Raw genomic sequence first — 25,596 nt, forward strand, 5'->3', positions numbered from 1 at the left:
AATGATTCTATTTATCCCCCAACGCTTCGCACCATACCATTCAGATGCTCTGTTTTGGCAAGGTTCATTTGAGCTTTTTGAGCCAAGGCCTTATTTGGATAGGGACCCACCACTACCCGGAACCAATTTCCCTGTGCTTGTGTGACTGGAACCACGCTGACATCAAAGCCTTTAAGGATTAGCATACCCTTCATTTGTTCTGCATCCTGACGGGCTTTAAAAGAAGCAACTTGAACCAAATAAGCTCCTTTATTGGGTTGCTGTGTAGTTGTTGGTTTCCCCTCGGCCACCTTCACTGTAGTTTGTGGCATTGGATTGGCTATCGTTGATTTCACTGTGGTATTGACAGCAGCAGTGACAGTGTTTGTGGTCTTTTGCAGTGAAGTTGATGACTTGTCTTCTGGATGATTGGCCGTGTTTTGCTGATTAGCCGCCTGAGATACCGGCCCCCTTTCATTTGCTAATAAAGTATAAAATTCAAATTTGGGTTTAGGAGGCACTTGTTTATGCTCTTGCGCCACTTTAGCTGGCGCTTTTTCAGCATCATAATGGGCTAAAACCTGGGTATTCACCCATTGACTTATCACTTGTATATCAAGAAAAGAAGCCGTTAAATACCCAAACAAAAAAGTCACAATAATGACCAAAAACTGGTGTGGTCCTTTGTTACGACGTGAAGTACGTCTATTTCCATAATCTTTTGCCATTACATACTCTCTGGAGCTGATACACCTAGTATAGCCAAACCATTATTTAAAACCTGTCGAACCGACTCCAGCAAGCACAAACGAGCACTTCGCAATTGTTCTTGTTCGCATAATAATTGGATCGCATTATAATAACTGTGTAAGCCATTGGCCAGTTCCCTTAAATAGTAAGCAAGCTGATGCGGCTCACAACAAGCAGCAGCGGCTTGGATCACTTCAGGATATCGACTAATTAGAGAAATTAATGTGGTCTCATGTTGTTGCTCCAATAAATCAAGGTTTTTAAGCCCCATATCCTTATCCCACTTAAGTCCCCTTTCTTTTAACTGTCTCAATACACTGCAGATGCGAGCATGGGCATATTGAATATAATAAACAGGATTGTCGCTGGATTCGGATTTTGCCAAATCCAGATCAAAATCCATGTGCTGTTCAGGTTTTCTGGCCACATAAAAATACCGGGCCGCATCATTTCCTACTTCTTCTCTTAATTCTCTCAAAGTCACAAATGAACCGCTACGTGTAGACATTTGCACTCGGTCACCGCCTCGATAAAGAATAGCGAACTGAACCAAAATAACATCCAATGCACTTTCATCATGCCCTAATGCCTTAACTGCTGTTTTAATTCTGGTGACATAGCCATGATGATCAGCACCAAAAATATCAATGACCCGATCAAAACCTCTATCGTATTTATTCCAATGATAAGCAACATCAGAAGCAAAATAAGTCGTTTGTCCATTTGCGCGGACTAACACTCTATCTTTTTCATCACCAAAATCAGTTGCCCTAAACCATAAGGCGCCTTCTCTCTCATAGGTATGATCTCTGTCTTTCAAGGCCTGAATGCCTTTTTCAATTGAGCCGTCCTCAAATAACGATTGTTCGGAAAACCAACTGTCAAAATTTACACCAAACACCTGCAAATCATCTTTTATATCGTCCAATACCGTTTTCAAAGCGTGTTGATGAAAATTTGCAAACCCTTCTTTGCCCAGCAAGGATTGCGCTCGGGCAATAATCGCATCGATATAAATTTCCTTATCTCCACCCTCGGGTTCATCAGCAGGTAAATTTTCTACTACCGAAGTCCATGGATGCACCAATCGATTACCCTGCTCAGACCACATCACTTGCGCAATCTCATAAACATATTGACCTTTATAGCCATTCGTTGGAAATACTATCGGCTCACCTGCCAACTCCAGGTAGCGCAACCACACACTAACAGCAAGAATATTCATTTGCCTGCCAGCATCATTAACATAATATTCCAAAGTCACATCATACCCGGCAGCCTTTAAAACATTCCCCAAAGTTGCTCCGAAAGCAGCTCCTCTTCCATGACCCACATGTAAAGGGCCAGTGGGATTGGCAGAAACAAATTCAATCAATACTTTCTGACTCTGGCCTAAATTACCTCGGCCAAACTCCTTACCTTTATTCAAAATTTCAGAAATGATGAGTGAACGTGCTGTACTGCGCATAAAAAAATTAATAAATCCAGCCCCTGCTATCTCAATTTTCTCTACAGACGGATCTGAAGGGATTGCTGCAACCAGTCGCTCAGCTAATATTTTAGGTGCCTGTCGGCATGGTTTGGCTAATACCAAGGCCAAATTAGTCGCATAATCACCATGGGCAGGATCTTTGGCATTCTCAACTTTTATTTCAATATCCAAATCAATTGGCATTTCGCCTGATTGTTGCAGATTAATTAATGCTTGTTTCAAAAGATATTCGATTATAGCTTTCATACTTCTCATTTATCCGTCAAAAATACCGCTATTATGCTCTTTTTCATACCATATGGAAAGGCTCTCAATCCAGGACATCATCACTACAACAACACAAATCTCAATAGCTCATTAATTTTCAAGAGATTCATAGGATTTATGAATATAACCATCTTGAGAAAGCAGAATGGCTATTGGTCTTGTCACATCAAAGTGCGCAAAAATAATCATCATCATTACCGTGATAGGCACAGACAGAAACATGCCTAGTACTCCCCAAATAGCACCCCATAGAGCCAAGGCAAACAATATCACCAAAGGACTTAAATTTAATGATTTACCTAACAGACGAGGTTCTAAAAAATTGCCCACGAAAAACTGTATAGCTACTATTCCAGAAGTCACTTCCAAAAACGGCCACCAGCTTTCAAATTGAATCAAGGCAAGTGCTGCCGGAAAAGCAGTTGCTACAATAGCTCCTATATTAGGGATGTAATTTAAAAAGAAAATTAATAATGCCCAAAACTCGGCAAAATCCAAACCAACCCATTTCATAATAAACCAACTCAACGTGGCAGTGAGCAAGCTCAACAAAGTTTTGATACCCAGATAAGTTTGAGTGTCTTTTGTAATATGGGAGATAATGTTTTTAACCAATTTCCTGTGCTCTTCCTGCGGAAAAAAAGCATCCATTTTTTGAGTGAAATAATGCTGCTCAACAAATAGAAACACAACATATAAGGAAATCAGAACAGCAGAACTGGTTATTGTTGTAAAAACCCCATAAATATTAACAAGCATACTCTGAATACTTAATCCTTGAATTAAACTGTCGAAATCAAAAATACCCTTAACATGAAATCGTTGATCCAGGCTATTAAATATATGCAGTAAATTTTCCTGATACCTGGGAGATGCGGCAATCACATCACTGACATTATTAGTAATGATGTTAATAAGAATCATTACGAGACACACAACAACAAACAAAGATAAAATCATCCTTATCCAGGATGGAAGATGTGTGCCGATGAAAGGAATTTTCTGTACGCCACTGTTAATCGTATTCAGAAGGTGCCAAACAAAAATTGATATAACAATTGGAATTAATAGTCCTCTTCCTGCGATTAATAAATAACCTGTTATCCAAACTAGTATCAAAGCCGCCGTAAACGTTATAATACGATTCATCCAATTGCACTCCATCTTTGATGAATAGATACTCGCAAGCAACAAGTAACTTGGTAATGATTTGGGCAAAATCGCCAGAATGATAACTCAAGTCGCAACGAATATATTTTCCTGTTATTATTAAATTTTTAATCTTAAATAATACCGTGCTGAGTAACTCTTGTGAATATTTAACTGGCGTCGGCCCAACCATTGCAGCAAAACTTGCTAAATGCGGGATTTTCACCATACAAGACCTGCTTTTCCACTTGCCTTACAAATATCAAGACAGAACCAGGATAACACCAATTCAGGATTTACGCTCCAATGAATGGTGTGTTATTGCAGGCCATGTATGCAAAACTGAAATTAAATACGGCAAAAGGATGATGTTGAATTGTTATGTAGAAGATAAAACAGGCATAGTTAAGCTCCGCTTTTTTCATTTCAACAAGCAGCAAGTTCAGTCTTTGAATAACAGCAGCATAATTAGAGCTTTTGGTGAAGTCCGTGACTTCAACAACCATTTGGAAATGATTCACCCTGAGTATCAATTGCTTGACCAGGAATCAGATTTCCACGTGGAAGAAACGCTTACGCCAATTTATCCAACAACTCAAGGCTTAACTCAAACCCGATTAAGACAGTTGGTTAAAATAGCCCTGGAACAATGTGAACATGAACTTCATCAATTGGAATGGATGAGTGAAAAGCAATTACAGGAAAACAATTTTTATGATCTGGGTGAAGCCATTAAGTTACTGCATAACCCTCCGCCTGACATCTCCCTTTCTACACTGGAAACAGGCGAACATCCTGCACTCAAGCGGTTAATATTTGATGAGTTGCTGGCACAACAACTCAGCATGCAATTTGCAAGAGAAGCGCGTAGTAAGCTTCAATCTCCCTCTATACCTCTTGATAAGGCTATCCATACACGCTTTATCGAATCATTACCCTTCACGCTTACAAAAGCACAACAAAGAGTTTTTAAAGAAATCAGCCATGATTTAGCTCAAAGCAAACCTATGCTTCGCTTGTTACAGGGTGATGTTGGGGCGGGTAAAACCATTATTGCGGCACTAGCTGCCCTTCAAGCTATCTCACAAGGCTTCCAGGTTGCCTTTATGGCACCAACCGATTTATTAAGCGAACAACATACAAATAATCTCCATAAATGGTTAGAACCTATCGGTGTTAATGTATTAAGACTGAGCGGTAAAATGAAAACCACTGAACGAAACAATGCGCTTGCATCCCTCCAGGACAATAGCTGCCAACTCATTGTCGGAACCCATGCATTATTTCAGGATAAAGTGGAATTTGCTCGTTTGGGTTTGGTCATTATTGACGAACAGCACCGCTTTGGAGTAGAACAACGGCTCCTTTTGCAACAAAAAGGGCAATTAAACCAATTAGTCCCTCATCAATTATTAATGACAGCCACCCCTATTCCAAGGACCCTGTCAATGTCTCATTTTGCCCATTTGGATATATCGGTGATTGACCAACTACCACCTGGCCGTATGCCAATTACAACAGCGGTATTGAACCAGGATAAGCGCGAACTGATTATCGAACGCTTACAAGCAGCTATCGCCAACGGCAAACAAGCTTACTGGGTATGCACTCTTATAGAAGAGTCTGAAAAATTGCAATGTATAGCAGCAACAGATACCTCAAAAAAACTACAGGAACAGCTCCCTTTCGCACGTGTTGGTCTTGTTCATGGGAGGATGAAAACACTCGAAAAAGAGGCTACTATGGCGGCATTTAAACAAGGCGAGCTTGATTTATTGGTAGCAACTACTGTTATTGAAGTAGGTGTTGATGTTCCTAATGCCAGTTTAATGATCATTGAAAATGCAGAGAGACTTGGTTTGTCGCAATTACATCAGTTACGAGGACGCGTCGGCAGAGGTAATAATCAATCTCACTGTCTTTTACTTTATCAATCCCCCCTATCACAGCAAGGTGCTGAACGTCTAAAAATCATGCGTTCAACAACAGACGGTTTTCTAATCTCTGAAAAGGATTTGGAGTTAAGAGGCTCAGGAGAAATACTAGGAACCAGACAAACTGGTTTTAGGCAATTTAAAATAGCTAACTTACAACGCGATAAAGTCCTCTTCACTATTTTACGACCAATTGCAAAACAACTGACGTTGGAAAAACCAACAATTGCCAGACAAATTACACAAAGATGGTTAGGCGATTTTGAACAATTTTTGCAAAGTTAAAAAAATAGTTAAAATTCTTGAAGTCAAGACTGTTTTTTATTTTTTTCTTTGCTAACATAAACGAGCCGGAAATAAAATCCATTCCCTCTTATCCTTGTGGATAACTTTAAAGATCAGTTGCACAAAACTCTTTCCAATTTTACTGTTGAAATTTCTATAACTCTTTCCAGATAAGGCTTATCTGGTTTTTTTGATTCAATTCATACAAATATATTTATCCACAAAATCTGTGGATAATCCTGTGCACAGAATGCAAAACACCTTGTAAAATCAGTCTATTTTCTAACTGATTCAGAACTTTCCAATTTGCTTTTGAGTGAAAGCTGCAAATATTTTTTCTCATCGTTCCAGTTCTATCATATTTAATCCTATGAAGCCCAAAACTAATGTACTCAACCTTAAAAAAACCAGATTTTGTGAATAAATAACATTTAGAAAGCGATTATTTTTATCACTCACTAAACCCGGGTCTGTGAATATGTAGGATTGGATTATCGTTAGAAAAATCCTCTCTTTTTTTAGAATGATAAAAAGTTGAACTTACTGAAGAAAGTTGTGGTAATGACAGCGCCTTTTTCAATATGCTTTTGTTATCTTGAGTTTCACAAAATTCCTGAAATTTTTTTCCATACTTTTTAGGGATCTTATTTTTAATTTGCAATTCATCAAATATCATTTGGATTTTTGCGTTAAAACCATCGACAGGAAATTGTTTCTTTGCTTTAACAAAGCTTTCCATTAATAGTTTAAAATAGGCCTCATTTCCCAAACAGGCATCAGCTATCCCTGCAATAATAGCTAAAGCCTTCTCCTCTGAACTCAAGGCACAAAAATGAGCATCCTGGTTTGCTTTGGTATATAATGACTTGTATGTCAGTTTGGAGCTTTTTTTCGTCATAGTTGCAATTTTAATATCCTCAAAGATTTCACTACGCAATCGATTACGCATTTCTTTTCGAACATCTTCAAAATCGATACAGTTTGACAATTTAATAAAAGTTTTAACAGTAGGATGGCTCATCATTTCTATGGAATTGGCCGAGAGCACAGAAAATAGTTTAAAACATAACGCGCTACAGACAAGGTGTTTGGCTTTATGTAATTTGCCTTTATCCAGAAGCCGTGACTCTTTTTCCCAAAAACTTTGCCAATGCTGATTATTTTCCAACAGTTTTAAATAGAGGAAGAGGATCTGGTTCCAGATATAATCATAATTTTCTTTGCTATAATCGATAGTAACCTTTTCTATTTTCTCATTTAGATCCGTTAATAATCCCTTATTTAATCTAAAAAATTCAGTCAAATCCCTGGATGAATTTATTTCTGAGTCATGAAAAAATAATCGCCCATGTTGTGCACCAGCATTTTCTACCCCAAAAAAGTCAAAGATAGAACTTAAGCTATAGAAATCTTTTATTTTCGCTAAGTATACGACGATCTGATCCTGTTCTTCTTTTGTTAAAAGTAATTGTGGATGATTTTTGGTTTTCAATACTTCTTTCAACTCTTGTATTAAAGTTTTTTCATTAGCACTCATGTTTGGTTCCTGGGTTCTTCAAAATAAAAATTAAATATCCAATCGCTTTCAATTTGTTATAAATTCAAATAATCATCTGATTGATTAAAATGGAGTTGTTTATATGTATCACAATTGGATTAATTCGAAAACATCACTTTTGAATATTTTCAAGTCACTTTAGCCATTTATCGATCTTAATGCTGCAATGATTGCTCCTGAATACTTAATTTTTTGTATTTTCGGCAGAGTTCTAACAATTGATAAGCCAAGATAAATAGGAACTCACGACATAACATGGTATAGTTTCCTCTCTAATTTTTTTACAAAAATCCAAATTATTTTTGTAATTGAAAAAGGAACAGCAATGTACCCCCATGACAGGTATTGGCAAGCTAAAAAAGTTACCCTTATCGGTGCTTTTATTAATGCCTTACTCGGTATTGTCAAAATGATTGGTGGTTTCTTATATCATTCTCATGCTCTCATCGCAGATGGAGTCCACTCCATTTCAGATTTAATTACTGATGTGATGGTTGTATTTGCTTCAAAATATGGAAGCGTTAGCGCCGATGACTCTCATCCATATGGTCATCAAAGAATTGAAACTGCAGCCACTCTATTGCTTTCCCTTTTACTAATTCTGGCAGGCTGTGGCATTGCCTGGGACGCACTTGATGAATTGCTTAAATCAGAACATACCATGCCAAACTGGTTATCGATTCCTATTGTTTGCTTCTCAATCATTGCAAACGAAGCATTATTTCACTATACCCGCCATGTAGGAAAGAAGATCAGCTCCCAATTAATCACCGCCAATGCGTGGCATCATCGTTCAGACGCTGCTTCATCCATAGTGGTGCTGATTGGATTAATTGGCAGCTTGGCAGGGCTTGTTTATCTGGATGCGATTGCCGCAGTCATCGTAAGCTTGATGATTATAAAAATGGGCTGGAGCTATGGCTGGAACAGTGTCAAAGAATTGGTAGATACTGCGGTTGATGCAGAATTATTTTCTCAAATTGAACGAGTTATACAAAGTATCGATGGAGTAAAGCGTATTCACCAGCTAAGAAGCCGATTCATGGGCAGTGATGTGCTTATTGATGTCCATATCCTAGTTTCACCCAAAATATCCGTTTCCGAGGGTCATTATATTGCTCAACACGTGCATCATACTTTGGTAAAAGAAATTGATTGTGTCAAAGATGTGATTGTCCATGTTGACCCTGAAGATGATGAAATTTCATGCCCATCCCTGCATTTACCAAACAGGGCAATACTCCAGGAAAAATTCTTTAATGACATTTGCTATGATTTTCCGCAGATTTTATTTTGGAATATACATTATCTAAATGGAAAAATGAGTTTGGATATTTTTTGCTCATATGATTTTAATCAATGGAAAAAATTGCATAATCGAGTAATCTCAACCCTGAAATCGCAAACTGATATAAAGGAAGTGCGTCTTTTTAGCTTACATGAAATGACACATCATCCATCAAACTAATATCCAAATAGCATGGAAGAATTGCTATATTTTAACAATGTAATACTACTATGCCCTGTAGATCCGATTAGTCATTTCAGGATAATATATAGGGATTTTAAAGTAGGAAGACTTCATGTTGTCCGCAACCGGTTTAAAAATTATTTTTGCTGTTTCAATATTCATAGTCATTATCATTGCAGGCTGGTACCCATTCAAAAAGCGAATTAAAGACGATAAACACATCGATTTCCCCATAGGTGAAACTTTGGCTACAGGTGTTTTTCTGGGCGCAGCACTCCTTCACATGTTACCTGAATCAAATGCCTTATTTAAAGAGATGGGTTATAACTATCCGTTTGCGTTTATTATTACCGGAGTAGTATTCCTTATTTTCTTGTGGTTTGAACATTTAGGAAAGGAACTATACCATCATCATGACGCAGAACATCCTGCTTTCGCGATACTCGCCTGGGCAATGCTTTCTGTCCATTCACTTATGCTGGGAGCTGCTTTAGGTTTTACTCAATATAATTCCATGATCATTATGCTGTTTTTAGCGATCATCACTCATAAATGGGCAGAAAGTTTGGCTATAGCAATTCAATTAAATAAAAGTTCGATGAGCACTCGAAAAAGTATGGTCTTCTTTTTCTTTTTTAGTCTTATGACACCTTTAGGCATTTATTTTGGTTGGTATTTTGGCCATGGCGTGGAAACTAACTCTTTATTTGACCCTATCTTAATTGCGGCATCCGCAGGTACTTTTCTCTATTTGGGAACTCTGCATGGCCTGGAGCGCTGCGTCATGGTGGAGCGTTGCTGTAATTTAAGTGATTTCAGCTTTGTAATCATAGGCTTTTTGCTCATGGCATCGGTGGCCATCTATGTCTAAATTTTTACAACAAAAACCGATTATTCTTGCCTCCTCTTCGACCATCAGACATAAACTCATGAACTCTCTAGGTTTGAATTTTCTGGTTGTACCATCGAATTGCAACGAAGAGGAAATTAAAACAAGGCATAATTCCGACGAACTAATTGAGTTAGGTATTACCCTGGCAAAAACTAAAGCGTTAGATGTCAGCCCACATTATCCAGAGCATTATATCATTGCAGCAGATCAATTATGCGTCGCTGATAAAAGAGTATTTAATAAACCATTAAATCATCAAACAGCTGTAAGACACTTGCAAGAATTAAGCGGGAAACAACATCAACAAATTGCTTGCCTGTGTATTGTTAAAGAGAGCAAAATACTTTGGCAATACCATGAAACGGCGACATTAACACTGCATCACCTGAGTGAAAAAACAATTGAGGCTTATTTACAAGCAGAAAAACCTTATCAGAGTTGTGGTGCTTATCAATATGAAGGTCTAGGCAAGTGGTTATTTAAGGAAGTGCAAGGAAGCGAGGATACCATTCTTGGCTTACCTCTAATGCCATTAGTTAATGCGCTTGTAAACCTTAAGGTGGTATGTATTTAAATTAATAAATATAAAAAAGATTAGGAAAGACCATGCACATACATAAAATTCAGGCACGTGAAATATTAGATTCTCGCGGTAATCCCACCGTTGAGGCAGACGTCATTCTAGCAACCGGTATTATTGGAAGAGCGAGTGTGCCATCTGGAGCTTCCACAGGAAGCCGAGAAGCCTGCGAACTTAGAGATAATGATCCGAAGCGATATGCTGGCAAAGGGGTGCAAAAAGCAGTTAAACACGTTAATGAAGAGATTAATCAGGCATTACTAGGATTCTCTGTTGATGATCAGGAAAATTTAGATCGCATTTTATGCCAATTAGATAATACAGAAAACAAATCTCATCTGGGAGCTAATGCAATTTTGGCTGCTTCACTAGCTTGCGCCAGAGCAAGAGCATTATCTCTTAATCAGCCATTGTATATGGCACTTAATCAGGGTGAAATAATGACCATGCCTGTTCCTATGATGAATATTCTCAATGGAGGCGCTCATGCTGATAATAATGTAGATATTCAAGAGTTTATGATAATGCCAATCGGCGCCCCTGATTTTCCCATAGCATTACAAATGGGAACGGAAATCTTTCATGTACTGAAGTCTGTGTTAAAAAAACAAGGATTAAATACTGCTGTTGGTGATGAAGGTGGTTTTGCACCTAATATTCAATCTAATCGTCAAGCGCTGGATCTTCTTAGCGAAGCGATTGAAAAGGCAGGCTTTCGATTAGGAGAAGACATTGTATTTGCCTTGGATGTTGCTGCCTCTGAGCTTTTTAGTGAAGGCTTTTATCATATGTATTCTGAAAATCAAAAATTTGATTCTCATCAACTCATAGAATACTACGCAAATCTCATTTCCAGTTATCCCATAGTCAGTATTGAAGATGGCCTGGATGAAAAAGACTGGTCTGGATGGAAACAATTAACTACCCATTTGGGAAATAAAATTCAGCTCGTTGGAGATGATTTATTCGTAACTAATCCCAAAATTCTGCAAGAAGGAATTGCCCAGGGTGTTGCTAACGCAATATTAATTAAAGTCAATCAAATAGGTACTTTAAGTGAAACCAGACAGGCTATAAAGCTTGCACATAAAAATGGATACCGATGTGTAATGTCTCACCGTTCAGGAGAAACAGAAGATACTTTTATAGCTGATCTTGCAGTTGCAAGTGGTTGTGGTCAAATTAAAACTGGATCCTTGTGTCGCACAGACAGAACTGCGAAGTATAATCAGCTATTGAGGATAAATGAATTGGCGTCTTTACCTTATGCTGGAAAAAGTATACTGAAAAGATGATTTGAAACTTTTCGGCATTATTCATGATTAACTTGGGGTGGTGTTTGAGTGTTAACTGAAACTCGACATCAACCTAAGTTTAAATCAAGAATAATATAGACTAAATACAATTTAAAATCAGTTCGATAAAAAATTTAATACTATATACCCTGAACAGATATTGCTCCTCACAGTAATAAGATACTACAATAGTAATTAGAGATATTCTTCAATAGAAAATTCTATGCGCCCCATATTCATTATCTTAATTATTGCTTTAGTTGCTTTACAACATAAGCTATGGCTAGGTGATGGAAATATTATCCAATGGATTAAACTCGAAAAAAAACTGGAAGCTCATAAAAGTCAGAACGATAAATTAGCTGCTAGAAATAAAGCATTGGAAGCAGATATCAAAGAGTTAAAAAGTGGTGATCAAGCCCTTGAAGAACAAGCTCGATATGAACTCGGCATGATTAAGCAGAATGAAGTCTATTATCAATTTGTCGATTAGGCTTGTAAGAGGGACTAGACCGGAATCATCTCTATTTGCGAGGAAGGAATTTTGTCCCAAAGGCTTAATACAAACCCTCCACCGCCTGAACCAGTTGGCTTAACAGCAATTGCACCATCAGCGAACAAGTGATTCATATGTTGTTGTAAGCTTTCACTAACCAATCCCCATTGTAAAAAACAATCTGCCGCTTTATTTATCGCTTTTGCCAAGCGATTTAAAGCATCAACTCCCCCTTCTTCCAAAACAGCTTTTGCTTCCTGAACGGCCTCTACCATTTGCCTATCCACTTGGTGAGCAAGCTCTGGATTTTTATCCCATAAACATTCAACTTGCTGTATACAATGAGACGTAATACCAATTTGATTGCAAGAGGATAAATACCAATAGGGATAAATGGTTTGTTTTACTGGAGTACAAAGCCCGGACTTAAAATATACACCGGTATCTGATGCTACACCAGCTACATCCAAACCACTACTTTTACCATGAAACAGATGTTCTAACTGTTTGGCAAATTCGCTGCATTGATTATCTTGTATCATTTGCTGCGCGCAGTACCACCGACTCATGGCAACACAAAGAGCTGCCGAAGCACCCATGCCAACCCCAACAGGAATATTGGTGTCCAAATAAAAATGACCACCTAATTCATTCAGTGAACGTCCTAACAAATGCATACCACGCTCTAATACGCTCCAAAATAATAAATGCATATCAGAACCATTACTGCCTTTAAATTCTGCGCTTAAGGACGTGGAGGAAGGGTTATATCTCAAAATTAATTGTCTTTCTTTAATAGGAAATACTAAAGCTTCATGTCCCCTTACTACCGCATGTTCACCTGCTAAAATCCATTTGCCGAAAGTAGTGGTTTCAAAATCATAAAACATCATAGTTTCCTACCAAATAATCCGATTTAAATTGTCGTGCGAGATCTATTTGATCTGATCTATAAAGCAAATGAACATTAGGGCCGGCATCCATAGTAACTACGGGGCCATCGCCTTTCTCATTCCAAAATTTTTCAATAACGTTCAATATATGTAAGGTATTATCTGTTATGTAAGAAAATGGTTTTTCACAGGTTTTAAATAATTGATGCATGTCGAGAAATTCATGCCAGCAAATTTGGTATATACTCGTCCAGTCTTTGTTTTCAAAAGCGATCAGTAATAATTTCAAATTTGCCTCTGCCCTTTCACTTCGTGTTTGATAAAAAGGACTTGTTTTAACCAGCTTATGCGCCGCTCTAGACGGTATTTCTTTTTCCTGACTGCTAATTACTATGACTTGGTGTAATAAATCTTTATAAGGCAAATCGATTGCAGAGACTTTATCTCCCGTCCATAATGCCCATGGTGCATAAAAAGAACGGCAAGACGAACCCGAACCTAATCGACTCAATTGTGCTTGCTCATCAATAGAAGGCAAAGGTTTTTGAGTAAGTTCACTTAATGCAATTGACGCACACTTTGTTAAAGCAGCAAAACTGGAGGCAGAACTCGCCAAACCGCTACTATGAGGGAAATTATTACTGGATTGAATTAAAAATCCACCGACATATCCAAAATACTCTTTCAATCGTACTAAATGATCAATAAAGCGTTGTTGCGCTTCAACTGACAGGTTAAATTCTGGTGCTCCAGGAATACTAAGCGGCTCCCAAATGTCTTTTTTAGTTGGTAATTTCTCTAATTTCACAGAACTTAATAAATTACTCAATGTGTAGGATAGAGAAGAATTATCAGGTAAATTGGAATCTTCATCTTTTTTACCCATATATTTGATCAAAGCAATATTAGCTGGTGCCTGAGCAAACCAATGCATAGTTAGTCTCCTTGAGGTCAATGACCAGGTGCATCATTCCATAAAATCTTATGTAATTGTAGTTGAAAACGAACTGGTAATTTATCCTGAATTATCCAATTTGCAAGATCAGTAGGATTTAGCTGATTCCAACTCGGAGAAAATAAGAGTTGTACCCGTTCCGCTAACCGATATTCACTCAGCATTCTACATGCCCATTCATAATCATTTCGACTGCATAATACAAACTTAATCTGATCAGTGGGTTTCAGAAAATTCAAATTGGACAACAAGTTTTTATCTGCTTCCCTGGAGTCAGGCGTTTTTAAGTCCATGACGATCATGACTCGTTGATCTACCGAAGCTATATCCCTAGCGCCACTGGTTTCCAAAGAAACCAAGTGTCCTGCATCACAAAGCTTGCTTAATAAAGAGATACAACCAGGTTGAGCAAGTGGTTCCCCTCCAGTTACACAAACATGTTGACATTGATATGAAGCTACTTTATTCAAAATATCATCTATTTCAACGACTTCACCACCTGAAAAGGCATAAGCCGTATCACAATACTGACATCGCAATGGACAACCAGTCAGACGAACAAATACGGTAGGTAAGCCTACTGTTACTGATTCTCCTTGCAATGAATGAAAAATCTCCGTAATTCTTAATTGTTCATTAAATCGTTTCATAAAGCATTAATTGCTTCCAATTTAGAGCTGGCCAGTTGTGCTGTTGGTGTATCAGGATAGGTTTTAACAACTTGTTGAAAACGTTTTTTGGCTTCTTGCTTGTCGCCTTTCTCAGCATAAGCATAACCGGATTTTAACAAACTGGCTGCAGCCTTGCTGGATGAAGGATATTGCTGTAAAACAATCTCGAAATGTTCTATGGCTTTGGGATAGTCCTTTTTAACAAGATACAGTTCACCTAACCAGTATTCTGCATTTGCAGTGTAACCACCTCTGGGATATTTTTGCACGAAAGTCTGCATAGACTTAATCGCTTCATCATAGCGTTTATTTTTAACTAACTCGTAAGCCGCAAGGTAGCTTATCTGTTCATCTGCAGGATTAGCCCTGGAAACAGCAATAACAGGCTGAGGTTTACTATTAGATGATCCTGCTTTGATTTGCGGAGAAGCCGCTTTTAAAGTCGCTGACGAATTGGAACCCAATGAAATGTCTGTTGTTGGTTTATCATTTTGAATGGTTTTTGCTGAAGTTGAAGAATTGGATAATCGAGAATCCAGATCCTTATAGAAGGCTACTTGCTGTTGCTGTAATAATTTTAAATCGTGTGCCTGTACTTCAAGCTGTCCGCGCAGTTCTTGTATTTCTTTTTGAAGTTGCTGAATTTTATCAATTAACTTTGCACTGTCATTGATGTTTTTTTGATCATCTTTAACAAGTGCCGGTTCATCATAAGGCTGAGAAGTATCTGTTGCATAGTTATCATTTTGAGACCCATCCAACTCGGCATTCTCAATTTGAGGTTCATCGTATTTGGGATTGACAAGGGGAGCATCATACTCCTCTTGCCTATCAATCATTGCAAAATTTTCACTATCATCGATTACTGGCGCTTCCGCCCATAAGGCGAAAGGAAGCATCAGTACAAAACATGCGGTGATAATGGATTTTTTGCAATTAATCATCTTGTTGCCTCATAAATAAACTCTACGCGTCGATTCTGCGCATGCGACGCTTCATCATGACCATAATTAGCTGGGCGCTCTTTGCCGTAGCTAACTACACGAATTTGTTGTCTGCTAACACCTGCCATACGTAAAATTTCAGCTACAGTATCAGCACGGCGTTCGCCAAGGGCTACGTTATATTCACGGCTGCCTCGCTCATCAGTATGTCCAGCTATCATCACTCGAGCACCTGGATGAGTCTTTAAGTATTCTGCCTGCGCGTTAACTGAAGGTAAATATTTTGATGCCAAAGTGCTGTCATCATATGCAAACAAATACAATTGATTATGCGGTGCCTGCGTTGTATAGGATTCACCAGGTTCCTGTCCAGCAAAATGAGTCATTTGCCCCAAACCTTGGGCAGTAGCATCACCGTCACCTACCGCAGCACCACCATCAGCACTGCCTGGTGTTTTAGAACAAGCTGCGGCCAATACAGCGCTTGCTACAAGCAGTCCCAGTTTATAAAACGATCCGGCTTTCATTCCACAATCTCCTTAAACTCTTCTTATTATTTTTAGAAACTACACATGATAATCATGGAGAGCCATTGTACAATTCTTTTTATTTTTTGGCTATTCCTAATCACGCTTAATATGCGATATAACAAAGTCTGCTACCATTGCAGTAAATCGAAATGTAGCTTGATTCGCCGCAATAACTCCGCCATAAGGAGTATCTTGTGAACAAGGTATTTGTAGACGAACAATCCGTGACCCTATAATTTGGTTATCACTAATATGGGTCAATACTATTTTGGCTGAAAACTCAAGGACACTGGGTTTCTTGATAAAATTTTGCTCTAACTTCAACAATTGAGTATCCAGACGATAATCTGCTTCTTCACTATAAGGACTTGATGTGACAGCATAAAAATACCCGGAACTCTGTAGACTTTGTACTAATAAAGGAAAAAGCATATCTGCGGGAGGTGAAGTCCACGCATTTTTTACAAATGGCTCCAATTTAAAAGGTTTCTTCATGTAAAGCATTTCTTCGGTCTGATATCCTGCTACCGCTTCAGGCGCCGTAACCTGTATTGTAATAGGCTTGGGCTTTCTGATAAATTGTTTGGTGCTGTATGCTGTTAATTGATATTCGTTGGTCACTGGGATTTTAACAGGCGAACAACTCATCAGTGTTAATATTCCTAATATAAAACAAACACTACTGAGAACTCTCATATTTTATTCCCCTGGCCCAAGTTTAGGTGCTTTAGTACCTCGAATAATCACAGAAGGGTTTTGCCGCATTTCATTACTGACCTTTTCAAGGTTCGCTGAAATAGCGTTCAAGCGTCGCAATAAAATCACTGCTGGAGGGATGGCTTGTTGAGAAATTTGATCGATAGTATTTTTACCTGCGATCATCGTTTTTGAAACATCCTTACCTGCAGCACTCATATTGTCTGCTAAAGATTTGAATTTTGAAATACCTGTTTTTAAATCTTTTATCAGCTGAGGAAATTGCTTGCTTGCCTTAGCCATATTGGCTACAAACACGTCAAAATTATTTAAAGAACTATCAATTGATTGACCGTTATCAGCAATTATTTCTGTAATACGTTCTATATTAGCCAATGATTTTTTTACATTATCCGCGTTTTCTTCATTAAAAATAAGTTGGGCCTTTTCACTCACCGCACCCACATTTTCAGCAACTTCTTTTAAAACAGCATCTAATTGATTCAGAAGGGATGGTTTGGAAGGAATAACAGGATAAGGCTCCCCCGGCATTTTTCGTAAGGGAGTCAAATCGGATGAACCAGCAGATAAACCAACATAAGTAACTCCTGTAATACCTTGTGTAATTAAGGTTGCGGAAGTACTAGTCGTTATTGGCGTGCTCTTTTCGATATTTAATAATAATTCCACTTGCCTGGGATCATTTTTATTTAGTTTGATTTCCTTAACATAACCAACCTGCACCCCATTAAATTTAACAGGCGATTCAATACTGAGACCAGAAACGGACTCCTTGAGATACACGGTATAAGAAGTATATTCTTTCTGGTTAAATCCGACCGAGAGCCATAAACCTGCAGATAAAAGACATGCTGTCAGAATAAGTACGACGAGGCCTACTATGGTGTAGTTGGTTTTAGATTCCAAGTAAATTGCCCCCTCTGTTATAGTATTTCTTAGAATTTGCTAAAATATTCAGCGATTAGCGGGTTTTTATTTTTCATCAATTCTTTAATGGGTTCAACACTAAGAATTTTCCCATCACCTACAAATGCAACACGGTCCGTTGTTCTTTTCAAAGACTCTATATCATGGCTAACCATGACTATTGTCAAATTTAACGCATCTCTTAAAAAAACAACCAAATCATCAAAAAGTCTGGCTCCTCTAGGATCCAATCCAGTTGTAGGTTCATCCAGAAATAGTAACTCCGGATCCATCGCAATGGCTCTTGCCGCAGCAGCTCTTCTCTGCATCCCCCCACTTAACTCGGAAGGATATTTCACAGCCGCTTCTTTAGATAAGCCTACCAAGGTTATTTTTAAAAGCGCCAGCTCTCGCATAAAATCCTGATCTAACGTAGTGAATTCCCTCATTGGAAACATCACGTTCTCAAGAACAGTCATGGCTGAAAATAAAGCGCTGTGTTGAAATAACATGCCCCATCGGCGCCTAAGTCTAAAAGCTTGCTCTGCATCAAGATTATAAATTTCTTCACCGAATACTTTAATACTACCCGCAGAAGGTTTCAATAACATCAGCAAACTGCGTAATATGGTGGTTTTACCACTTCCAGAACCTCCTATAATAGCCAGGATTTCTCCCCTCTCTACGGTGAGATTAATATCGGTGTGCACCCATTGACCGCCAAGACAATTTTTCATTCCCTTGATTTCAATGACTGATTCACTCATTTACAAACCCATCCAGCTATAAGCTATGGAGAAAGCAGCGTCAGCGATAATAATTAAAAATAAAGCCTGCACAACACTTTTGGTTGTTTGGCTTCCTATACTATCAGCACTTGATTCTACTCTAAACCCCTGAAAACAACCCACTAAAGCAATTAATATTGAGAATGCAGGAGCTTTATACAAACCCAGCATCATTTGGTTAAGTCCTACGGAATCTCTCAAGCGGCTTAGAAAATCTTCGAAACCGATGTTTAACATATTTTTGGACATGATCATTGCCCCCCAAATGCTAAAAACATCTGCCCAAAAAATTAACAATGGAAATACAATTAATAAACCCAATACTTTGGGTAAAACTAATAATTCAGTGGGAGAAAGACCCATGGTTAAGATGGCATCTACTTCTTCATTAATCTTCATACTGCCAATTTGAGCTGTGAATGATGAGCTGGTGCGCCCCGCTACGATAATTGCTGTAATTAAAGGGCCAAATTCCCGAAAAATTGCCATGCCAGATAAATAAGCAATAAAAATATTGGCACCATAAGTTTCTAATTGTAAACCCATTTGATAAGCTAAAACGACCCCTATCAAAAAAGACAACAAGCCAATAATAGGCAAAGCTTTTAACCCGGCAGAATCAATAACTGAAACAATACTGGGTAAATGAAATCGCCGCCAATAAGCAAACGCTTCGAAGAGCCTTGTGCTTAAATCCCCAATCAAAATAATCAAACCATCAATCTGATGCAATTTATTTTCTGATTCTTTCCCTATCTGATAAAGAATACCTTCTTTAGAAACAACAGGTAATTGATAGGAAAGAATATCCTGTTTGGATTCTATAAGTCCCAGCATTTGCTGTTGGCTATCGGAAAAATTAACTAACTCAACCTGATTATTTCTTTTTTTTAGCTCATCGATGCATTTCTTTAATGCCAGAGCCCCTGCACTATCAAAGGCACTGATTTTTTCACCATTTATAGTTATTTTTTGCGAAGCAGGCAATGGACTGTCACTAAATTTTTTAGGCAATCCATCGAGGAATAAAACAGACCAGGAACCACAACACTGGTAGGTTGTATTCTTTTGCTCGAAAACAATTTGTGCGCTAGTCTGTTCCATAGTTATTTCTTTTTATTGAATTTTCCTAGAATAATACAAAATACCACAAGACCGCAAAAACTTACGATTCATGGTATCATAATAATATAGGTAGTGCTCTTTTATAATCAGGTTATCTTCATGAATGAAAAGTTAATTGAAATCCAATCTAATCTCATCAAGCAAGCAGAAACAGAACTCATTCAATCTAATCGGCTGCTGGAATCTTTGCAACGGGAAAAAGAACTACCGGAAGAATTCGACTCGGATGAATTGGACTCACTCAAATCCCTTATTCTGGTCTTGCAATACAGACTGGATACACAAAACGCCTTAAGCCAGTTAAGTAATTTACAGCAATACCTGCTTCAGTTATTAGGGATAGAAGCCAAACATTCTTTTGAATTTAATATTGAGCGATTAGCCTTTGCTTTAGGAACAGACGAATTAAAACAAATTCTGGCCATGCTCAATCATTTAGTCGATTCTTTATTACGTATTATTGCCCAAAAACAGCTTAAAGAGTCTCAGGACAAAAAGAAATCACTTCAACAAATCAAGCAATTCAAACCGCTAGATACCCTGGTTAAGGTCTTGAATAAGCAAAAATCATTTATGGCAAAACTTGATGAATTAAAGTTGGTCTTTGAAAACATTGGAGGAGCTCCTCAACCTGGCATAGTTTATGACCATATTGCCGCCTTACAAGGGCCCATATCCCGTTTCTACCAGGCACTACAACATGGCTTAGGCTTAAGTAACTCCCTTTATCAACAATTGCAGAAAAAGTATCAATTCAGTTATCAATTACCTGATACCTTGCTTAAACCAGAACACGTTATTCGTAATATGAATTTTCATCCTGAATCGCAGCGATTATTCAAAACAGCAATAGAGCGTAATAAGCTCGAAAGCCTTGAAGAACGCGCTGCAGCCAAAAGACTTGGACATTTTTTTAATCATTAATCCTAATAAACTATTTACTGCCTCAATAAAATTGATACTCATTTCCAGTAATGATTGTGTACAAAAAATAATCAAATAATCCCATGTAGTCTATACTTAAAGAGAATACGCGTTAAGGAGTAAAAAATGGAACGTTTTATCTTTAAAGGGATCTCTTTAATAAAACTGACACTAGCTTTTACCCTTCTAATTGTAGCTTTGATTTTAGTTACTCCTGCAAATGCCAAAGCAGTTAACAGAGATATCAATCCGATAATTAACAAAGCCAGTCCCACTCAGATGGCTTACTGGGTTCGCTATAGATATTGGGGTCCTGGTTACTATAGGGGGTACTATTACAGGCCATATTACTATCGTTGGGGTTATCCTTATTACAGGCCTTACTACAGGCCCTACTACAGACCTTATTACTATTATCGCTGGTAAGCTATAATACTATGTTGGCCTATCATGATAAGCTTAGTCATATGGACAAAGCTATAGGCCTCAATACCGACATGATAGCAACAGGATCCATCTATAATTGGATGTGTTGCTGACAAGGTGCGTTTTGAGATTTGAGTAGAGTGAGTTCAGTTATTTTCTCATTCAGACAGCTGATATAAAGATCAAGTCTGTAGCTAATGTGACCTTGTTTTGATTTAATATGATTGCCAATAACAGTAGCGGCTGCGGGTTCGACTAAAGCACCAGAAAAATTAGATAGATTCACTGAACTAATGATACTTTCATCGAGTTTAGTAAAGCCCCATTGCCCATTATACAAACATCCATAAACAAAATAATAATCCAACTCATTTTGCAGACAATTCCTGACTCTTATCAAGGTAGGTTTTTTTTGGGATAGTTCTTTTTTTATTCCATCCAGTTTTGAGCGTGCTTCAAATTCATTTTCTACAGGGGCATCAATTGATTTCAAAGCAATGTAACCAGGTGGACAAACATGGGGGCTTCTTAGGCCAGTGTCGTCAAATAGAAATGCAAGGACAATATTCCAATCATAATCCTGATCATCAGGCTGCAGTTTGCCTACTGAATCGAGATCAATTATGTAGGCTCTAAAGGTACCATCTTGCTTTCTTTCTATCAAAAAATTGTCATATTTAACATCACAGTGCTTCAATCCAAGTTCAGTAAAGCGTTTAAACTCACAAAATACCGCTTGTGTTAGTTGACACCAAGTCAACTGGTCTTCTTCTCTACTGGTAAAAGAAAACAGAGTTTTACCGGGTAGATAAGGAAGAACCAATCGAATACCGTTATCAGTAAATAAGTAGGCTTTGTCACTGGGATGCACCAAGTTCCATAAATCCAATTCATGTTGATAACGTGTTCTATTACGTTCATGATTAAGTTTTTGATCTCTAAGATCCGACAAGGAACGGACTTTATCTGGTTTAGGTTGTTTAACAACGTATTTAGGAGACTTGTTTTGATGGCAAAAAAATCTTGTCCATGCAGTCCACCCATGTGATGGCACGCCATTTGGAGTGAACTTATTTCCATCATCTTCTTCAATATATGATTCGTCGTCATTCGTTGTTGTAGAAAAATGGTATTGCAACTTAGATTTCATGATAATTATCTTAATTTGTTACCAAGATGCCAACTAAATGAATGAATGTTAGTTAACTCATCTTTATACTCGGCTACCAAATTAAACACCATGTCAAATAAAAACACAATGGTCTATTTCATGATTTCATGCTAAAATTCATGGCATTTTTCATAAGTAAATTCAGGCATGCAAAACGAATACAGCCAATTTGAACAACGTAAGCGAGATCATATAGAACTAGCCCTAATGCCAGCTAATCAAAGCAGCGAGTTAAATCCCTTTGATCATTTTTCTTTGGTGCATGAAGCCTTACCTGATCTTGATTTTAAGGACATTTCCATACAAAGCATCCGGTTTAAAAAACCGGTTGAAAAACCATTTATTATCAGTTCAATGACAGCAGGTCATTCCAATGCCATGGAGATTAACCATCGATTAATGGAAGCGTGTTCAACAACAAATTGGGCGATGGGTGTCGGTTCACAGCGAAGAGAATTAACTGATAAACAAGCTGCATTTGAGTGGGAGCCACTCCGTCGTGATTTCCCTATGGTCAGCCTGTTCAGTAACCTGGGAATCGCTCAGTTGATTGATACCCCAATTTCTGCAATCCAGCGCTTAATTGATACGTTGCATGCTGAAGCATTAATTATTCATTGCAATCCGTTACAAGAGTGTATTCAACCGGAAGGAACAACTAATTTTCAAGGATGTTGGGCTGCATTGGAAGAATTAGTCAAAAAGATTGCTTCTCCAATTATAATAAAAGAAACTGGTTGTGGTTTTTCAAAAAATACACTGCTTCGTTTAAATAATATAGGTGTTGCTGCTGTTGATGTCAGTGGTGTAGGTGGTACGCATTGGGGGCGTATTGAAGGGCATCGGGCAAACAAGGATCCGATAAGACACCGAACCGCTGATACTTTTCGAAATTGGGGCATTGATACTTTACATAGCATTCGTAACGCCATTAGCCTTAATCCCTGTTTCGAAATTTGGGGTTCTGGCGGCGTAAGAAATGGTCTGGATGCTGCAAAACTGTTTGCGCTGGGTGCGACTACAGTCGGCTTCGCGAAACCCATGCTAGAAGCGGCTTTGGATTCAACTGAGCAAGTACTTACCCAAATGATTACAATTGAATATGAATTGAAAACTGCTATGTTTTGTACTGGCAGCCTGGTTCTTGATGATTTAAAGGAGAAGGCATGTCCATAGCTGCTAATGCCGGTGAATTATTTCGCGGATTCTCAAAATTATCACGTGAAGAGCGCTTTCAAAGGTTATGCGCTTTAGGTGCCTTGACTCCTGAAGATATAACATTTCTTAAACAAGGTGGTATTAAAGATTTAAATCTGGCCGACAAGTTGATTGAAAATGTGATTGGGTATTTTCAGCTTCCATTAGGCGTGGCTACTAATTTTAATATTGATGGGCGCGATTATGTAATACCCTTGGCAGTAGAGGAAACCTCAATTATTGCTGCTCTTTCCAAGTCAGCGAAATGGATTAGGCAACATGGTGCAATCAATACCTGGGTTCATGGAGAATGTATTCTTGGTCAAATACAACTGGCAAAAGTAAAGGATTTTCAAAAATTTTCTGATCTTTTTAATGAAAATCGTCAATATTTTATAGAAATAGCGAATAAAGACGTTGCGTCTAACATGGTAAAACGAGGCGGTGGTGTTACCGATTTGCAAGTACGCCGTTTAAAGAGAGAAGATGGGCAAGACATGGCGGTGATTCATTTGACGATGAACAGCTGTGACGCTATGGGTGCCAATATCATCAATCAAGTGCTTGAATATTTAAAGCAACCCATAGAACAAATAACTGGTGAAGAAGTCACCATGTGTATTTTATCCAACTTAAACGATCAAAAATTAACGACCGCTCAAGTCATCATTCATAATATTGACCCGATCCTTGGTCAAAAATTGCAGGAGGCCTCACTCTTTGCAGAAATAGACCCCTATCGTGCTGCTACCCATAATAAGGGCGTTATGAATGGAATTGATCCTGTTTTAATTGCTACAGGCAATGATTGGCGAGCAGTGGAAGCTGGTATACACGCCTATGCGGCACGTTCAGGACAATACAAAGCGATTACTCGTTGGCGGTATCAAAATGAAGTACTCACAGGAGAGTTAACTGCTCCCATCATAGTAGGCACTGTTGGAGGCGTAACCTCTTTACACCCCACAGCGAAAATGTGTTTACGAATGATGGACATCACGTCTGCCAATCAACTCTCCCAGGTTATCGCAGCAGTAGGTTTAGTGCAAAACCTTGGTGCTCTGAAAGCTTTATGTACTGATGGAATCATTCAGGGCCACATGAAATTGCATATTGATAATTTGCTATTAGTCGCTGGGGCCAATGAAAATGAAATGCCTGTGCTCAAAGAAAAATTGCAAGAATGGCTTAACTTAAACAAACGAGTCAGTTTGAATAATGCTTATGACCTACTAGCTGAAATCCGACAAGCTCCTGTTGCAGTATGAAATGGCATATTCCCGCTAAAACATTTTTATTAGGAGAATACGCTGCCATTGCGGGAGAATCAGCTATTCTCTTAACGACAAGCCCTTGCTTTACTCTTACATTAACCCAAAATGCAAAATTAGAGGGAATTCATCCTGAATCTCCTGCTGGATTATGGTGGCAAAAAAATCAGTACCCTTCCCTTGGCTTATCGTGGCAAGACCCATATCAAGGCCAAGGCGGCTTGGGAGCATCCAGCGCGCAATTTTTAGCCTGTTATTTGGCAACTTGTTCACTGCAAGAAATTACTCCTCGGTTAAATCATATGCTTGATGCCTATTACCAATCGTCATGGTCAGGTTTTGGGTTACGACCAAGTGGTTATGATGTAATTGCTCAGTCACAGCAAGGTTGTGTTTACATTAATAAACAAAAAAATCAGGTTGATTCTTTCTGTTGGCCATTCAAAGACTTGTCTTTCTTGATCGTTCACACCGGCAACAAACTGGCAACACATCATCATCTTAAAGAAGCCAGCCTGCCATCACAAATAGATTATCTGTCTTCCTTGGTTGTCAAAGCCAAAGAAGCTTTTGATTTGGCTCATAGCCATCATTTAATCGAATGTATTAATTTGTATGCTGAAAAGCTGAGAGAATTAAATCTGGTGAGTCAACATAGTCTAACCCTTATCCAGTCTATAAAATCTTATTCAGAAGTGTTAGCAATAAAAGGCTGTGGCGCTTTAGGAGCTGATACATTATTAATTCTTACCGATAAAAGAGACCTGCAATCTCTCAAAGATAAAATTCAAGATCAAAGCTGGTCAATTTTAGCTACAGAAAATAATCTAACTACCAGGAACAATAATATCTTGCTTGAAAAAAGCATATAAATAACACATCTTGTTTTTTAAACAAAAATAATCTCTAAAAAGACTTGAAATTCTGCTC

The 25,596-nt window shown here is 38.2% G+C and carries 25 protein-coding genes; 11 read left to right on the forward strand and 14 right to left on the reverse strand.

Annotated features, from left to right (window positions below):
• Positions 1 to 11: 11 nt before the first annotated feature.
• The 3 genes from EL201_RS10425 to EL201_RS10435 form a co-directional block, all read right to left on the reverse strand.
• On the reverse strand, positions 12 to 707 hold the full coding sequence (locus EL201_RS10425) for an SPOR domain-containing protein (protein ID WP_027222206.1): 696 nt from the start codon (positions 705 to 707) through the stop codon (positions 12 to 14).
• The gene (gene argS / locus EL201_RS10430) at positions 707 to 2,467 is read right to left on the reverse strand and encodes an arginine--tRNA ligase (RefSeq protein ID WP_027222207.1); all 1,761 of its coding nucleotides are present in this window, start codon (positions 2,465 to 2,467) and stop codon (positions 707 to 709) included. Before argS ends, EL201_RS10425 begins: the two co-directional genes overlap by 1 nt.
• 111 nt (positions 2,468 to 2,578) lie before the next feature.
• Complete coding sequence (locus tag EL201_RS10435; RefSeq protein ID WP_027222208.1) at positions 2,579 to 3,637, reverse strand: AI-2E family transporter; 1,059 nt, start codon at positions 3,635 to 3,637, stop codon at positions 2,579 to 2,581.
• A gap of 146 nt (positions 3,638 to 3,783) precedes the next feature.
• Between EL201_RS10435 and recG the strand changes: the two genes are divergently transcribed.
• Positions 3,784 to 5,856 carry an ATP-dependent DNA helicase RecG gene (gene recG, locus EL201_RS10445; RefSeq protein ID WP_027222209.1) on the forward strand — a complete coding sequence of 691 codons (2,073 nt, stop codon included), beginning with the start codon at positions 3,784 to 3,786 and terminating at the stop codon, positions 5,854 to 5,856.
• A 451-nt stretch (positions 5,857 to 6,307) separates the two neighbouring features.
• Here recG and EL201_RS10450 read toward each other — a convergent pair whose 3' ends face one another.
• Positions 6,308 to 7,393, reverse strand: a complete 1,086-nt coding sequence (locus EL201_RS10450; protein ID WP_027222210.1) for a hypothetical protein — start codon at positions 7,391 to 7,393, stop codon at positions 6,308 to 6,310.
• 346 nt (positions 7,394 to 7,739) lie between these two features.
• Here EL201_RS10450 and EL201_RS10455 point away from each other — a divergent pair, with 346 nt between their 5' ends.
• From EL201_RS10455 to ftsB, 5 genes are all read left to right on the forward strand, one after another.
• Positions 7,740 to 8,882 (forward strand): cation diffusion facilitator family transporter, encoded by a 1,143-nt coding sequence (locus EL201_RS10455; RefSeq protein WP_027222211.1) that lies wholly within the window; start codon positions 7,740 to 7,742, stop codon positions 8,880 to 8,882.
• Positions 8,883 to 8,997: 115 nt separating this feature from the next.
• Entirely contained in the window at positions 8,998 to 9,756 is a 759-nt protein-coding gene (locus tag EL201_RS10460; RefSeq protein WP_027222212.1) for a ZIP family metal transporter, read from the forward strand.
• Positions 9,749 to 10,351, forward strand: a complete 603-nt coding sequence (locus tag EL201_RS10465; protein WP_027222213.1) for a Maf family protein — start codon at positions 9,749 to 9,751, stop codon at positions 10,349 to 10,351. Before EL201_RS10460 ends, EL201_RS10465 begins: the two co-directional genes overlap by 8 nt.
• Positions 10,352 to 10,383: 32 nt before the next feature.
• Positions 10,384 to 11,652, forward strand: coding sequence for a phosphopyruvate hydratase (gene eno, locus EL201_RS10470; protein WP_027222214.1), 1,269 nt, complete (start codon positions 10,384 to 10,386; stop codon positions 11,650 to 11,652).
• A gap of 223 nt (positions 11,653 to 11,875) precedes the next feature.
• A complete protein-coding gene (ftsB, locus tag EL201_RS10475; protein ID WP_011946937.1) occupies positions 11,876 to 12,145 on the forward strand; it encodes a cell division protein FtsB in 270 nt (89 codons plus the stop codon).
• 14 nt (positions 12,146 to 12,159) lie between these two features.
• Here the strand turns inward: ftsB and EL201_RS10480 are convergent, their stop codons facing one another.
• The 9 genes from EL201_RS10480 to EL201_RS10520 form a co-directional block, all read right to left on the reverse strand.
• Positions 12,160 to 13,038, reverse strand: a complete 879-nt coding sequence (locus EL201_RS10480) for a mevalonate kinase family protein (RefSeq protein ID WP_027222215.1) — start codon at positions 13,036 to 13,038, stop codon at positions 12,160 to 12,162.
• Positions 13,028 to 13,975, reverse strand: coding sequence for a diphosphomevalonate decarboxylase (locus EL201_RS10485; protein ID WP_027222216.1), 948 nt, complete (start codon positions 13,973 to 13,975; stop codon positions 13,028 to 13,030). The genes EL201_RS10480 and EL201_RS10485 overlap by 11 nt, the downstream gene beginning before the upstream one ends.
• A 17-nt stretch (positions 13,976 to 13,992) precedes the next feature.
• Positions 13,993 to 14,646 carry a 7-carboxy-7-deazaguanine synthase QueE gene (gene queE / locus EL201_RS10490; RefSeq protein ID WP_027222217.1) on the reverse strand — a complete coding sequence of 218 codons (654 nt, stop codon included), beginning with the start codon at positions 14,644 to 14,646 and terminating at the stop codon, positions 13,993 to 13,995.
• A complete protein-coding gene (ybgF, locus tag EL201_RS10495) occupies positions 14,643 to 15,611 on the reverse strand; it encodes a tol-pal system protein YbgF (RefSeq protein ID WP_027222218.1) in 969 nt (322 codons plus the stop codon). The genes queE and ybgF overlap by 4 nt, the downstream gene beginning before the upstream one ends.
• Positions 15,608 to 16,138, reverse strand: coding sequence for a peptidoglycan-associated lipoprotein Pal (pal, locus tag EL201_RS10500; RefSeq protein WP_027222219.1), 531 nt, complete (start codon positions 16,136 to 16,138; stop codon positions 15,608 to 15,610). The genes ybgF and pal overlap by 4 nt, the downstream gene beginning before the upstream one ends.
• A gap of 96 nt (positions 16,139 to 16,234) precedes the next feature.
• Positions 16,235 to 16,837, reverse strand: a complete 603-nt coding sequence (locus EL201_RS10505) for an ABC-type transport auxiliary lipoprotein family protein (protein WP_027222220.1) — start codon at positions 16,835 to 16,837, stop codon at positions 16,235 to 16,237.
• Positions 16,838 to 16,840: 3 nt separating this feature from the next.
• A complete protein-coding gene (locus EL201_RS10510) occupies positions 16,841 to 17,764 on the reverse strand; it encodes an MlaD family protein (RefSeq protein WP_027222221.1) in 924 nt (307 codons plus the stop codon).
• A gap of 29 nt (positions 17,765 to 17,793) precedes the next feature.
• Positions 17,794 to 18,531: an ABC transporter ATP-binding protein gene (locus EL201_RS10515; protein WP_027222222.1), complete on the reverse strand. Its 738-nt coding sequence runs from the start codon at positions 18,529 to 18,531 to the stop codon at positions 17,794 to 17,796.
• The gene (locus EL201_RS10520; protein ID WP_027222223.1) at positions 18,532 to 19,656 is read right to left on the reverse strand and encodes an MlaE family ABC transporter permease; all 1,125 of its coding nucleotides are present in this window, start codon (positions 19,654 to 19,656) and stop codon (positions 18,532 to 18,534) included. It abuts the gene before it with no gap.
• Between the two features lie 120 nt (positions 19,657 to 19,776).
• Between EL201_RS10520 and EL201_RS10525 the strand changes: the two genes are divergently transcribed.
• Complete coding sequence (locus EL201_RS10525; protein ID WP_032828865.1) at positions 19,777 to 20,601, forward strand: hypothetical protein; 825 nt, start codon at positions 19,777 to 19,779, stop codon at positions 20,599 to 20,601.
• Positions 20,602 to 20,727: 126 nt separating this feature from the next.
• On the forward strand, positions 20,728 to 21,027 hold the full coding sequence (locus EL201_RS10530) for a hypothetical protein (protein ID WP_027222225.1): 300 nt from the start codon (positions 20,728 to 20,730) through the stop codon (positions 21,025 to 21,027).
• Between the two features lie 91 nt (positions 21,028 to 21,118).
• On the opposite strand, the gene EL201_RS10535 is transcribed toward EL201_RS10530, so the two are convergent.
• Positions 21,119 to 22,177 (reverse strand): protein kinase family protein, encoded by a 1,059-nt coding sequence (locus tag EL201_RS10535; protein ID WP_027222226.1) that lies wholly within the window; start codon positions 22,175 to 22,177, stop codon positions 21,119 to 21,121.
• Between the two features lie 168 nt (positions 22,178 to 22,345).
• Between EL201_RS10535 and fni the strand changes: the two genes are divergently transcribed.
• The 3 genes from fni to EL201_RS10550 are packed head-to-tail and all read left to right on the forward strand — an operon-like array spanning position 22,346 to position 25,538.
• A complete protein-coding gene (fni, locus tag EL201_RS10540) occupies positions 22,346 to 23,374 on the forward strand; it encodes a type 2 isopentenyl-diphosphate Delta-isomerase (RefSeq protein ID WP_027222227.1) in 1,029 nt (342 codons plus the stop codon).
• Positions 23,365 to 24,663 (forward strand): hydroxymethylglutaryl-CoA reductase, degradative, encoded by a 1,299-nt coding sequence (locus EL201_RS10545; RefSeq protein WP_027222228.1) that lies wholly within the window; start codon positions 23,365 to 23,367, stop codon positions 24,661 to 24,663. The genes fni and EL201_RS10545 overlap by 10 nt, the downstream gene beginning before the upstream one ends.
• Positions 24,660 to 25,538 carry a mevalonate kinase family protein gene (locus tag EL201_RS10550; protein ID WP_027222229.1) on the forward strand — a complete coding sequence of 293 codons (879 nt, stop codon included), beginning with the start codon at positions 24,660 to 24,662 and terminating at the stop codon, positions 25,536 to 25,538. Before EL201_RS10545 ends, EL201_RS10550 begins: the two co-directional genes overlap by 4 nt.
• The last annotated feature ends 58 nt before the right edge of the window (positions 25,539 to 25,596 follow it).

This window comes from Legionella pneumophila subsp. pascullei (assembly GCF_900637585.1).
Taxonomy (GTDB): Bacteria; Pseudomonadota; Gammaproteobacteria; order Legionellales; family Legionellaceae; genus Legionella; species Legionella pascullei.